The organism is Listeria booriae, assembly GCF_000766865.1.
GTDB classification, from domain to species: Bacteria; Bacillota; Bacilli; order Lactobacillales; family Listeriaceae; genus Listeria_A; species Listeria_A booriae.
In genome coordinates, this window is the sequence record NZ_JNFA01000011.1 from 469,542 (window position 1) to 483,211 (window position 13,670).

The window sequence follows — 13,670 nt, forward strand, 5'->3', positions numbered from 1 at the left end:
ATGGATTGTTCTGTCGTGGCTATTTTTATAAAACAAGGAGGGGTTTTTGTGGTTAAGATTAGAGGGTTTAAAGCGATTCGGCCAAGTGTGGATGTGGCGAAAGATGTGGCATCATTGCCGTATGATGTGTTGAATACGGAGGAAGCACGGGTGCTTGGTGACGCGAATCCGTTGTCGTTTTTACATATTGATAAGGCGGAAATTGATTTGGCAAAAGATGTGTCGCCATACGATATTTCGGTTTATCAGAAGGCTGCGTCGAATTTGGCGGAATTTCAGGACAAGGGATGGCTTGCCAAGGATGATAAGCCGGAATTGTACTTGTATCAGCTAGTGATGAATGGGCGGCCTCAGACGGGGCTGGTGACGTGTACGGCGATTGATGATTATGTGAGTGGCGCGATTAAGAAGCACGAGTTGACGCGTGAGGAGAAGGAGCTGGATCGGATTCGCCATGTGGATGTGACGGATGCGAATACGAGTCCGATTTTCTTGACGTATCGGTCGGACGCGACGGTGAATAAGGTTGTGGATGCTTGGATTAGTAAGCATGACCCGGTGTATGATTTTAAGAGTTTTCATGATGTGACGCATCGGATTTGGACGGTGGATGATGCGGATGTGGTAAATACGCTTACGGAGGCGTTTGAGACGATTCCTGCGCTTTATATTGCGGATGGGCATCATCGGACGGAATCTGCGGTGAAGGTCGGTTTGAGACGCCGTGCGGAGCATCCAGAGGCAAGCGCGGACGCGGAATTCAATTTTTTCCTATCCGTATTGTTCCCGCAAGATCAGTTGGAGATTCTCGATTATAACCGCGTGGTCGACGTGCCGATTGCTGCTGATTTCTTAGACCAAATTGCTACAAAATTTGATGTTGAAAAGGTTGGCAAAGAGGCTTATAAACCGGCGACGCCAAACACGTTTGGAATGTATTTGGATGGCTCGTGGTATGGCTTGAAAGTGAAACCAGAATTTGCTGGTGACGGTGTCATTGCAAGTCTAGATGTTTCCATTTTGGCAGACCAAGTATTGACGCCATTATTCGGAATCGAGGATATCCGTCGCGATGACCGTATTAATTTTGTCGGTGGAATTCGCGGTCTTGGCGAGCTGGAACAGTTAGTGGATGCCGGCAAATATACGATTGCGTTCTCGATGTACCCGCCAACGATGGATAATTTGCTTGATGTGGCAGATGCGGGCGAGATCATGCCGCCGAAATCGACGTGGTTTGAGCCGAAGCTACTGAGCGGATTGTTCGTGCATGACTTAGAAAGTAATTAATTTGCGAAAGCTTGTCTGGTGTTTGAAGCGCCAAACAAGCTTTTTTTATAGCAACAAAACATAATTAAAAACAATCCCAATCAAAACACCAAAAATCATACTAAGAAAATTACCAATCAAATAGTATTCCGCGAATGCGCGATTGTTCTCCAAATCTTTAAAGCGTGCCAGTGTCTTCAAAGCGACAATAATCGGAATAGCCGAATAGATTTGCAGTGCCATGAAAATGAGTAGTAACAGTCGCTCCAAGCCACCAATATAGCGCCCAGCTTTCAATTCTTTGTTTGTCACGGCCGCGGCCTCTTGATTTTTTGTCAGAAGAATTTTTCCGTCCACTTTCGTGATAGAAACGATTCGCTTTTCATTATTAAACCCTGGCATCAGCACTTCAAGGATGTATGGAATTAAATAGCCAACAAAGTAAACGATTACAATTAGGAGACAACCGAGTGCGCAGAGTTTAGCATATAGGCTCAGACCGTCCAGTGAAATCGGAGCAAGCGCGCGAACGGCAAGAAAAATAATGAGAACGTGCAGCAATTGATCGCTAACATAGGTGCACAGACGAACAAGGCTAGAGTCTCCCAAAACACGTTCCACTGGCGCTTTCGCTAGATCGATTACGAGATGTAACAACGAAATACCAACAATCATCCCCATCAAAAGCCAAATATCGGTATTCCCTCCAACAAACCAATAACCAAGCACCGCCAAAAAGTACAAACAAAAATGAATAAAAACATGGAGACCCAAAATCCGCAATTTGCGCGATGAAAAGGCCTCTTTCTTCACATTTGCCATCGTGTCTGTCTGCAACACGAAATCTCCTAAAAAATGACCCAGAAGTAAAGGGAAAAGTAAGTTAGTCATTAGGCGCTCCCTTCATAATTTTTTGTAAATCCACCAAAAAATGAATAATATCTTGGCGAACTTTTGTATATAAATAATAATCCGAATTAGCCATTAAAACACTGATACGAGAAGAAATATCCGCCTTACTCAGCGTGTTATAGCCCATTTCCATCCCGATTTCAATATTACTATATTCAGGATGCTCGTCTTTTACACGAAAAAGTTGCTGCTGTTTATCACTTCGAATAAGCTGCTCAAATGCCAAGAAAAATAAGGCGGTAATAACGTTTCCAAACGATTGCGAATCGGCAAGGCAGTAAAATTTAAACGGCTGCTTGGCGAAAAAGTAATTTTCGTTATTAGAAACGGCGCTTTTCTTCTGATTGGTTTGCGATTTTGTAATTGTTTTTGCGATATTGGAGGCTTCAATCGCGTTGATAATACTCGTTCCGTTGACGATGTTGATATTGTCTGATTGCGTGTCAATATAGCCAATTCCAGCGCCAAAATAGAAATTTAGCGTTTCATTTTGTACAGCTGGTAGATGTTTGAATGAGGTCTTGAAATCTTCGGAATAATAATGCGTGAGGCAGTTACTGTAGATGTGTAGTAAAGCCGTGAAATCCCGCACACCGCCAACAATCGCGTCGCCATCTTTAATAGAAAACGGTGTTATCAGAATGTCTTTGTACGCCGTATTAAGCATGTCCGCGAAATCGTTCAAAATCGCCGTTCCTTCGCTCATTGCCTGGAAAATAGTGCGGCTATTACTAATATCTATATATACAAACAAGGCAGCTTCTTTTTGCATGTCCTAATTTTCACTCCCTTCTCCAAATAATATAACGATAACTATATATTAGCATGTTTATATAACGATTGCTATATATTTTGGTGGAACTTAAAAACTAGCGCCGTCGCATTGTTGAGGCTGTTCGAAGAAACTGAGTTACAGCCTCAATATGCCTACGAGTTTGCGAGTAGGCGTTCCATCAGGATTTGGACGGTGAATTCCAAGCGGTTCTGCTACACTAACGTTCCGCTTAACTTCTCGCATGGTCGGGGATACGACTCCCTCCCTGCTTTCAGTCATCACATACACAAGTATGCTCCGCTTTGTTGGGACTGTTCGAAGTATTGAGTTACAGTCCCAATATAAGCGTGAACAACGTGAACGGTTATTCCTTTCCAAACTCCCTGAATACAAACGCTTTCGCTCGATTTGTGTAAAGCAAAATTTTTCATCTTACCCAAAGTAAATGGCTCGGCGGTTTTGCTTTATCTTGAGTTTTGTCCCAACCTGATCCTTTTCTTCCAGCGATAGTACATTCAGAAAAATCTATGCAAAAAACCCTCTAAGCATTGGCGATGAAACCAAGTGCTTAGAGGGTTTTCTATGCTTATTTCAATGTCATTGTTCCATTATTAATCACATTCGCGTCAATCACTTGATAAAACGCATTGCCAGTATCCGCGATTTCCCAAACACCGAGGATCACATAATAACCGTTGCGATCTGTAGGAACTGGAACTTGATGTGTCACCGTTGTAGAAGCGGGAACTTCATTGTGCGCATCAATCGTTGTTAGCAACTGTAAATCATTACGAACTAGCGGAGCATTAGGATTCCAGCCGACTTTCGTAATGTAATATTTATATTCTTTCGTTCTGTGAAGCGCTGTTAATGTCCAAGTAAATGTATTTTGTCCTCCTAACACATCGACTTTATGCCAACGATCCGGTGTTTGTACGTCCATGTCTGGAAATTTTCCGCCGCCTGCAATCGTTCCGTCAGCTGGTCCGCCAAGTGGGAAATTGCCTGTAGCTTCAATACTTTGCGGTTCCCATTGAATAGGTCCTGCATTTTGATTAACTCCTAGTTTCGCCAAATACGCACGACTTTCCGGTTTGGAAATATACCCATGCGCAGATGCTCCCGGTGCGAAACTTGCAAATAATAATGCAAACGCTGCCAAAAACAATCCCGATTTACCCAAAATTTTTCTCATACAACAAAACACTCCTTTTCATTAGTTGAGCCATCTTCCGCGCTCATTTTTGTTTACCCTAGCATTTTAAAATAAACCGGAATGAGGTGAAAATGAAACAATATGCATAAGGACTAGACCAATTGCGGCGAAATGTTATGGATATAAAGCTCTGTTTCCCGAGCAAAGAAAGCACTTACTTATCCAAATATACTAGGTCGATTGGCAATAATTGTGATATGCCGCACAACTAGAAAATGCTGGTACGAAAGGGTTTTAATACCAAAAAAATAGTGTAGGGCGAACCATTTTTATAGAGCAGAAACACGTAAAAAGTATTACTTGAGTTTGTGAAAAAAATAACTAGTGTGGATACTTTGAATCTCCATTCTAAATAAGCTATAATGATATACGAGTATGCACATGCAGTTTCAAATTCATAATTTCACGAACAAGCGTTTAGTGAGATTGTGAAAAATATTCACTATCTAGTTGTTTATATTGTGATACATAAATCCGAGATTATACAATTAGGGAGGGCCATTTTAGATGGGGATCTGAGGTGGTTACGTTTGTATTTTTGCGCAAAAATACACAGCAACACAAACATCAAAAGGAAAGAAGGGGATTCGGGTGTCAAAAATGCTCAAGTCATTACTACTTACAGTCTCGTTAGTCTTTGTCGGACTTCTTAGCGGCTGTGGTGATTTGACGGTACTAGATCCAAAAGGTCCAGTAGCGCAAAGTCAAAGCGATTTAATCATTTATTCGATTATTTTTATGCTGATTATTGTATTAACGATCTTCGTGTTGTTCGTGATTATGATTACGAAATACCGCGAGAGAAAAGATCACTCCAACTACGAACCAAACATGCACGGTAGTACCAAATTAGAAATTTTATGGACGTTAATTCCGGTTGCGATTGTTATTGCCTTAGCGATTCCTACTGTTAAGACGATTTATGCGAACGAAAAGGCGCCAGAGGTTACTTCTCACAAAGACCCAATTGTTATTTATGCGACTAGCGCAAACTGGAAATGGTTCTTTAGTTATCCAGATCAGTCGATTGAAACTGTGAATTATGTACATATTCCAACGAATCGACCGGTATTATTCAAGCTTACCGCGGCAGACTCGATGACGAGTTTCTGGGTGCCACAACTTGGTGGACAGAAGTACGCGATGAGTGGTATGACGATGGATTTGTATTTGCAAGCCGATGAAACAGGTACTTTTAAAGGACGGAACTCGAACTTTAATGGAGAAGGTTTTGCGGGACAAACATTTAATGTTGTTGCACAAAAACCGGCAGAGTTTGAGAAATGGGCGTTAAAAACAAAAGCTGATTCACCAACGTTATCGCAAGACCGCTATGATAAATTATTATTACCTGGTAACGTGAAAGAACAGTCTTATGCGGGAACCCACATGGCCTTTGTTGATCCAGCAGCAGATCCAGAGTACGTTTTCTATGCGTATAAGCGCTTTGGATTTGAATTAACGAACCCACATGATCCGCACGCCAAAGATACGCGAACAACCAAGCCAATCTTGCCACCACGTCCAGTCACGATTACGAATCCGCGTTTCGAGCAGATGGACATGGAACCAATGATTATCAAAAATGGCACTGGTTATAAGCAAGATAAACATTATGATGAAGAAATGAAGAAATTAGGTAAAGAAATCAATACCGATGAGGCGAAAGATCACGACAAATCGGGACACTAAAAAGGGGGGTATTTCAACATGAGTTTAGATGAATTTATCATCACCGGCGACCCGCTGATTTTAGGAGCCCAAATTTCGATCGCTCTAGTCAGTATCGGTATCGTCGTGTTACTAACTTATACAAAGAAATGGAAGTGGCTATTCACAGAATGGATTGCTTCTGTTGACCACAAACGCCTTGGGATCATGTATCTTTTGGCAGCAGTATTGATGTTTTTCCGTGGTGGGGTCGATGCACTTATGATTCGTACTCAGCTCGCGTTGCCAGGGATGGAATTCTTGGACGCCCAGCATTACAATGAGGTATTTACGACTCACGGAACGATTATGATTTTATTTATGGCGATGCCGTTCGTTATTGGTTTAATGAACATCGTTGTGCCGCTTCAAATTGGGGCGCGTGACGTTGCATTCCCATTCTTGAACAACTTAAGTTTCTGGACATTCTTTATGGGGGCAATGCTTTTCAATATTTCCTTCGTAATTGGTGGTAGCCCAGCAGCTGGTTGGACAAACTATGCACCATTAGCCGAGGAATTTAGTCCTGGTTACGGGATTAACTTCTACTTACTCGGGGTTCAGATAGCCGGTATCGGTACGCTGATGACGGGTATTAACTTCATGGTTACGATTTTACGGATGCGAACGAAGGGCATGACACTTATGAAAATGCCAATGTTCACGTGGACATCGCTAATCACGTGTTTAATTATTGTTTTTGCGTTCCCAGTACTTACTGTGGCGCTTGCTTTAATGACGTTTGACCGTTTGTTTGGAACGGCATTCTTTACGCTAGCAAATGGCGGTATTCCGATGATGTGGGCCAACCTGTTCTGGGTTTGGGGGCATCCTGAGGTGTATATTGTTATTTTGCCGGCATTCGGTATTTTCTCGGAAATCATCTCTACTTTCTCCAAGAAAAAACTATTTGGTTACCCAGCGATGGTTGCGGCAGTTGTTGTCATTTCCTTGCTAAGTTTCCTAGTTTGGGTCCATCACTTCTTCACGATGGGTTCAGGCGCAGCAGTTAACTCGTTCTTCTCAATCACAACAATGATGATTGCGATACCGACGGGGATTAAGATATTCAACTGGCTCTTTACGATGTACAAAGGGCGAATATCGTTCACCACACCGATGCTTTGGTCGTTAGCGTTTATACCGAACTTTGTTATTGGTGGGGTTACAGGGGTTATGCTTGCGATGGCAGCGGCCGATTATCAATATCACAACACGTACTTCCTAGTATCGCATTTCCACTACGTTTTAATCGCCGGAACCGTGTTCTCATGTTTCGCAGGTTTGATTTATTGGTATCCGAAAATCGTCGGTTATCGCCTGAATGAGAAAATTGGTAAGTGGTTCTTCTGGGTATTTGTGATTGGATTTAACGTATGTTTCTTCCCGCAATATTTCCTAGGTCTTGATGGTATGCCACGTCGTATCCACACATATGTGCAAGGTGACGGCTGGACTACACTTAACTTTATTTCAACGGTTGGTGCGTTCCTAATGGGAGCAGCATTCCTAATTCTTTGCTGGAACATCGTTTACAGTTACAAGAACTCTAAACGTGAAACAACTGGTGATCCATGGGATGCGCGTACACTGGAGTGGGCAACTTCTTCTGCTGTACCACCAAAATATAATTTCGCTAAATTGCCAGAATGGAACGATTTGGACGATTTCTGGGAGAAAAAACAACGCGGCGAAACGTATAACGACGACAAAGATTACAAACATATTCATATGCCAAACAATACATTGCTAGGTTTTGTGATGTCGGTGTTCTTCTTTATTGCCGGCTTTGGTCTAGTCTTCTATTGGTACTGGCTTGGAATCCTTGGTGGCCTTGGGGTGCTGGCATGTCTTGCTTATCGTTCATTCAAGAAAGACGATGGCTATCATGTGGAAGTTCCTGAAATCATTGCTACCGAAGAACAAGCGGCACGTGAATTCAAAACTGGCATAAAGGAGGGTAACCCATGGAACCTATAAAAGAAAATTCCAGCCTTCCGTTAGAATATCAATCCGAACAAGGACGTTTAAACATTTTGGGCTTCTGGATTTTCCTTGGCGCTGAAATTGCTTTATTCGGTACGTTGTTTGCAACTTATTTTGTTATGTACAGTGGTGGCTCAAATGCGGGTCATCCGCCGTCCGAAATGTTCGAGTTACCGCTCGTTCTGATTATGACATTCTTGCTTTTAACAAGTAGTTTTACGTGTGGTCTTGCCATTGGTGAGATGCGTAAAGGGAACGTGAAGCGTCTGATGGTCTATTCTATTATTACGCTACTTCTAGGTGCTGGATTCGTAGGTTTTGAAATTTACGAGTTTGCGCATTACGTAATGGAAGGCGTAACATTGAAAGTAGGATCTTACTGGTCCGCATTCTTCGTTTTACTTGGAACCCATGGTCTCCACGTAACGATCGGTTTGTTCTGGATCTCATTTATTCTGATTCAAATTAAAATGAGAGGCTTAACGGCTCAAGCAGCTTCTAAAGTCTTCATTTCAAGCCTTTATTGGCATTTCCTAGACGTTGTGTGGATTTTCATCTTCACAGGTGTCTATCTGTTAGGGATGGTGAATTAATATGGCGAAAAACAAAGCGAATACTGCGCATGCCGAAGAAGGCATTCCGTGGAAACATATCATTGGTTTTGCCTTATCGATCGCGTTAACATTGCTAGCTGTCTGGGTTGTCTTCGAATCCACGCTTGATAAATCAGTAATCGTAACGGTTATCTTTATCTTCGCGTTCATTCAAGCAGCACTACAACTACTCATGTTCATGCACATGACGGAAGGTAAAAATGGACGCATCCAAGTCGGTAACATCCTGTTCGCAGCTTTCATCGCAATTGTCGTTGTAATGGGCTCGTACTGGGTTATGGAACTTGGACATATGAATCACCTAATGTAAAACGGGAAAAGCCGTGCCTGGCGTGGAGCTGGGCGCGGCTTTTTTTGCTAGTAAGATTTTTTTATAAAATTGCTTGCATTGAAGTGAACTCCAAGTGTTAAAGTGATATATGAGGAGATGATACCAATGACAGCAAAAAAACAGACGGCTGGGCGTGACCAGCATTTAATATTGCAAAAGAGATTTACGGGAGGTAGGGCATGAAACGAAAAGGTTGGCTATTTGTTGTACTAGCAATGTTCCTATTAGTGGGCTGCAGCGCGGAGGCGGATAGTGATGTACGTCTGGAAATGGAGCCGAATGAAGCGGCGCTCGCGATAGTAAAAGAGGAGATTCCGAAGCATTCACCGAATTTGTCGTTGGAAGCGATTCAGAATGATGGCGCTTACTATTTTGCGGCTTTAGAGAAAGAGGACATCATGATTTATCAGTTTACGTATAAGGATGGCGCGGATGTGTCGATACCGGTTTATTTGAAGCGTGAGAAGAACGGGTGGAAGCAAGTGAGCGAGTTGCCGTTCATCGATTATTCAACGACGATTGGTAAAGAGGCCGCGCGTTATTTGACGGAAGAAATGCATAATCCGAAGACAAAAGGTATTGTTGTGTTGCATAATAGTTTGTAAAGGAGCTGAGAATACCATTGAATATAAAAGAAGCGAGTGAACGCACAGGGGTTTCGGCCGATACGATTCGCTATTATGAACGGATTGGTTTAGTTCCACCGATTGAGCGAAATCATAATGGCGTGCGGCAGATTGATGATGAGGACTTGCGCTGGTTGGAATTTAGCCGACATATGCGCCATGCGGGGCTTTCTGTGGAAGCGTTGATTGAGTATTTGGCGCTGTTTCGGATGGGTGACGCTACGATTGATACGCGGATCAACTTGTTGAAAGAACAGCGAAATGAGTTGAAAGACCGGATTGATGTGATGCAAGAAGCGTTGGAACGGCTTGATTTTAAGATAGAGAATTATCGAGGTCATATGGTTCCGGCGGAGGAGAAATTGAAGGATTTTGATTCATGAATAGTATTAACTGAATCTGAATAATCCAAAGAGACTAGCAAATTTGTTATCCTTGCTGGCCTCTTTTCTTTCGTCTATATCAATGTAACAAGAAATTTTTGCAGAAGTTCTCCCACTGTATTGTAACCGCATACATAAACATTGCTTGTAGCATCAATTTTACCTTTTGCGTAGTATTTAAAGGTAGTGGACGTGAGTGGAGGAACTTTGCTTAAAACTGGAGCGTCATCAATCTGAATCGCTAGTAATTTCAATTGCCACTCTGATTTAGTATGCTGTTGATATGTGCCTGTAACATCTGTAGTCCCTAATGAATACACCGCAGATTGAAAAAGAGGAACTTCTACTGGTAAAGGAATTTCGTGTACTAAACGACCAGAAATATAGGCTCGTAGAGAAAGGACATCGCTAAGCGTAAAATCAGTCGCATTGACGTAAAAAGTGAGTGATTTTTCTTCTAGCGCAGAGTTTAAAGCGCCTCCTATGCCAGAGTGGAATTGATTATTTCGATATAACGTAAGCCCAGTTAACGATTCAGCAGATTTAGCAAGGATTATGATTAGTTGTTGTGTTTTGCCTAGTTGTAGGGTGGAAACGGATTTTATGGCGTAGGTGTATAATGGGACGGGTCGACAGTCAATCACTGTGTTTCCATGATAAACAAGTAGCTCTACATGTTGCTTTGAAAAAGTAATCCAGCTTTTCGCGTAATGTTGCCAGTCTAATTGCGCCGCATCCCAGTAAGCTGGAGAGCCTTGTAAGACACCATCTATACGAAGTTGTAGGGCTATTTTTCCAGTAAGGTGTGCTCGAAACGTTGTATCGAAAGACCCTGTTATAAAACGGCTTTGCTGGATAGTGAAAGGCTGGATGGCTTTCAAAATAGGCATGTAGACGGTAGTTTCGGCATGCATCATTGGGAAGCCAAGTGCGTGTTGCAGTTCTATATGAAGCTTTGTGACAGGAATAGAAGCATTCGATTCTTCTACGGACAATGTGAATAGGTAGATTTCGTTCGTGCTGGATGGTTGCTGTTCCATTTTAATTACACGGACGGAGAGTGTATGTGAAAGAATAGTCGCCTGAAAGCATTTAGCCCACTGTTCCAGTGTGGCGGGGCGTTGAAAGTCTGTGTCAGGAACAAGTGTTAGATCCAGCTGTCCTTGGACGATAACCTGTGATGAATCTGTTTGTCGGCGCGCGGTCTCTAATACTAGTCCGTTATATATAATGGGAATATCCATACTATCAAGTGGTTGTAGCTGTTCATCCAATGCAATCATTTGAACCTGGTCTTTAATAGATTTTACATGTTTACGAAGATCTAAGGACAGAACATTTTTTGTAGCAGCATAGGGCAAAGAAGTCACTGTAGCTATCAGAACCTGATTAACCGTGATTTGAATGCTATGCACTTTTTCACCGTCATAACCTAAGGAAAGAATTGGTTTTGTGTCCAATGTATAGCTTGGAATATCGGTCCATACTTCACCAGTAGAAGCAGGCGGTGTCCACTTTGCGACTACATCTCCGTAGATATTATGTGCCTCTATTACCCAACTATCTTGATGTGTCAGCTTTGGTGGAACAGGATAATAAAAAGAAGATTCGTTACTAAGCACAACAGATGCGACCACTTTTTCGTTCACTAAGCTATGTAAGGCATACACTTGTTGCCGGTTTTCTGTGACGTGGACGAGTAGGGTGGTATCTTCTTGATGGTAGCTATGACTTGTTAAAAGTCCTTTTTGAAGTATGGGAATACGAATTTCATCAAGAATCAGAGGGGTGTCTGAATTACTATTTTTCTTACCTAATGCTTGAAGGCGAACATCTTCGTTTTCACTTGTTAGCTGGTTTTTCATATAGTAGCGGAAATCATATGTGCCGTCGGGAGCAGGTGTTGCTTTTACTTCTTGTAATGGCTTTCCATCAATCACGAGGCGAATTGTTGTGAAAGGTTCCGCCCGTAACCAGGTGCCTTGTAGCCAGTCTTGTCCCAGCGTGAAGTCTTGCGCCACTAGCCCTTTTGCATAAACCTGACACACATAATCTTCGGTATAAAAGGGAGGGACACTACTGACGGGTGTATACGTAGAGAAATAACGTATCGTTTGTCCTGCCTGAAGTGGGGTTGGGGATGTTGCTTCGTAACGCTCCGCATGCACTTGATGAGAGGTGAGCGATGTTGCTCCTTGATATACAGAACGCCATTTGACAGAGTCCCACTCATTCCATTGAAAAGTCGTATCTCCTTCATGTAACGGGTAGTAAGTCGCAAATGTTTCGGTTGGCCGGACATGTTGCAGGATATCTGCTGGTGTAAGTCCTGGAGTATACGCCAAAATAGTATTCTCAAACGCAAACGGTAACATAGGTTGATGCGTATACGGATCTTTTTTCTTACGAATGCGGTTATTTCGAATGGTTGATCCTGGGGAGAGTGGCTGGTTCATCCGACAGAAAAAGAAGGCGCGTTGGTTCGCTGTGTTAATATCCCCATCCAGTTGATTATCATCAAAATGAAGTACCCCGATATTGCCAAAATGAAACACATGAAAATCCCGATGAAGTGACGTGAATGCATTAGCCTGAACGTTAAGAGTGAGGACTTTATAAGATTCTGGCTCCCCTAGTTGATTTTGCGCAGAACGGAAGAAAATAGGCGTGCCTTTTTCACCTGGTAGGGAGCTGTCTCGCTGGTATTTCTGATTAATTATATTGGCGCAGAAATCGATTTTTTTCGTGTATCGGAAGTTTTTTCCGTTTTGAATATTACCGCTGATGCCTAGGATAGTGTTGGAGATATTGTAGAAACGATTCTTTGAGATGGTGAAGGAGCCTGTAGCTAGTGCTTCATCTATTGTATTCGCGGAACCGTATAATACGATGGCTTCTTCGATTTCTTGGAAGGTATTGTCTTGGATTGTTGCGCCATGACAAGCAGTTAGATACAAGGCATTGTCTATCGCGTTTTTGAAAGTATTCCCCTTAATTATGAAATCGCTTTCAATTAAAGCGTAACCGACACAGGTAATGCCTTGAACAATAGGCTGTTGTTGATCTACCGCCCATTCTTCTTGGGAGATTATCGCGGGTTTAGGCGTACCAGAAGGGGAGGGACCGAAATGGTTATTTTGAATCGTTACGTTGGCGGTAGTATAGCCTTCTAGGGTGATACATCGATTGAGTTGGCGGGGTTGATAATCATTTACTTCTAGCGGCTTACCGGAATCGTTGTTGACAAAGTGACATGCCTCAATCATGATATTCTGGCAATCACTAATATATAAGGTACTCTCTGTAGCCATATTTTCGAATACTTGGTTTTGATTGAAAGCATAGCCTTTAAACACGCAATTTCTAATTGTGATGTTGCGACAGCCGACAAGCCGAAGCCCATAGTGACTACTTTTGTTAAGGTCAAAAACAATATTTTCTAGCACTATATTTTCAATGGGAATATAGTTTCCTGTTTTGTCTTTCGGTGATACGATATTGACGAGGGCGGGTAACCAATCAATATCTTTGGATAAAGGCTCAATGTAGCGGGCTTGAATAGTGGTAAAGCTTTCAAGTTCAGAAAGGGAAGTAATCGGTGTTTCAATAATGCGTGTGGACATGGGCATACGCCTCCTTAGTTAATATCTGAAAAAGCAGTAAACACTATTTTCAGTGCATTCACTATAGCATATAAATACAAAAAAATGGTTCTAAATGAGTAAAATTCAAAAAATAGACACATATAGACGAAAAAAATCACACTTTTAATGGAAACGCTATCGAATCGTAGCGAGTAGCATGCTATACTGAGGTCAAATCTTATTGTAGGCCGATTTGTGATATGA

At 42.2% G+C, this 13,670-nt stretch carries 11 protein-coding genes; 7 read left to right on the forward strand and 4 right to left on the reverse strand.

What is annotated here, in order from left to right; translation table 11 throughout:
- Positions 1–48: 48 nt before the first annotated feature.
- A complete protein-coding gene (locus tag EP57_RS05380; RefSeq protein ID WP_036084848.1) occupies positions 49–1,290 on the forward strand; it encodes a DUF1015 domain-containing protein in 1,242 nt (413 codons plus the stop codon).
- A 45-nt stretch (positions 1,291–1,335) separates the two neighbouring features.
- Here the strand turns inward: EP57_RS05380 and EP57_RS05385 are convergent, their stop codons facing one another.
- From EP57_RS05385 to EP57_RS05395, 3 genes are all read right to left on the reverse strand, one after another.
- Positions 1,336–2,160 carry a DUF3307 domain-containing protein gene (locus EP57_RS05385; protein ID WP_036084852.1) on the reverse strand — a complete coding sequence of 275 codons (825 nt, stop codon included), beginning with the start codon at positions 2,158–2,160 and terminating at the stop codon, positions 1,336–1,338.
- Positions 2,153–2,953, reverse strand: a complete 801-nt coding sequence (locus tag EP57_RS05390; RefSeq protein WP_036084854.1) for a hypothetical protein — start codon at positions 2,951–2,953, stop codon at positions 2,153–2,155. The genes EP57_RS05385 and EP57_RS05390 overlap by 8 nt, the downstream gene beginning before the upstream one ends.
- A 589-nt stretch (positions 2,954–3,542) precedes the next feature.
- Positions 3,543–4,151, reverse strand: a complete 609-nt coding sequence (locus tag EP57_RS05395) for a lytic polysaccharide monooxygenase (protein WP_036084856.1) — start codon at positions 4,149–4,151, stop codon at positions 3,543–3,545.
- A gap of 612 nt (positions 4,152–4,763) precedes the next feature.
- Between EP57_RS05395 and qoxA the strand changes: the two genes are divergently transcribed.
- The 6 genes from qoxA to EP57_RS05425 all read left to right on the forward strand — a co-directional run bounded on the left by qoxA (position 4,764) and on the right by EP57_RS05425 (position 9,822).
- A complete protein-coding gene (qoxA, locus tag EP57_RS05400; RefSeq protein WP_036084859.1) occupies positions 4,764–5,864 on the forward strand; it encodes a cytochrome aa3 quinol oxidase subunit II in 1,101 nt (366 codons plus the stop codon).
- An 18-nt stretch (positions 5,865–5,882) separates the two neighbouring features.
- Positions 5,883–7,862 carry a cytochrome aa3 quinol oxidase subunit I gene (qoxB, locus tag EP57_RS05405; RefSeq protein ID WP_036084863.1) on the forward strand — a complete coding sequence of 660 codons (1,980 nt, stop codon included), beginning with the start codon at positions 5,883–5,885 and terminating at the stop codon, positions 7,860–7,862.
- Positions 7,850–8,461 (forward strand): cytochrome aa3 quinol oxidase subunit III, encoded by a 612-nt coding sequence (gene qoxC, locus EP57_RS05410; protein ID WP_036084865.1) that lies wholly within the window; start codon positions 7,850–7,852, stop codon positions 8,459–8,461. The genes qoxB and qoxC overlap by 13 nt, the downstream gene beginning before the upstream one ends.
- A 1-nt stretch (position 8,462) precedes the next feature.
- Positions 8,463–8,792 carry a cytochrome aa3 quinol oxidase subunit IV gene (gene qoxD / locus EP57_RS05415; protein ID WP_036084867.1) on the forward strand — a complete coding sequence of 110 codons (330 nt, stop codon included), beginning with the start codon at positions 8,463–8,465 and terminating at the stop codon, positions 8,790–8,792.
- 200 nt (positions 8,793–8,992) lie between these two features.
- The gene (locus EP57_RS05420; protein ID WP_036084869.1) at positions 8,993–9,418 is read left to right on the forward strand and encodes a hypothetical protein; all 426 of its coding nucleotides are present in this window, start codon (positions 8,993–8,995) and stop codon (positions 9,416–9,418) included.
- A 17-nt stretch (positions 9,419–9,435) separates the two neighbouring features.
- Entirely contained in the window at positions 9,436–9,822 is a 387-nt protein-coding gene (locus EP57_RS05425; protein ID WP_036084871.1) for a MerR family transcriptional regulator, read from the forward strand.
- 74 nt (positions 9,823–9,896) lie between these two features.
- Here EP57_RS05425 and EP57_RS05430 read toward each other — a convergent pair whose 3' ends face one another.
- Positions 9,897–13,445: a right-handed parallel beta-helix repeat-containing protein gene (locus EP57_RS05430; RefSeq protein ID WP_036084873.1), complete on the reverse strand. Its 3,549-nt coding sequence runs from the start codon at positions 13,443–13,445 to the stop codon at positions 9,897–9,899.
- Between the last annotated feature and the right edge of the window lie 225 nt (positions 13,446–13,670).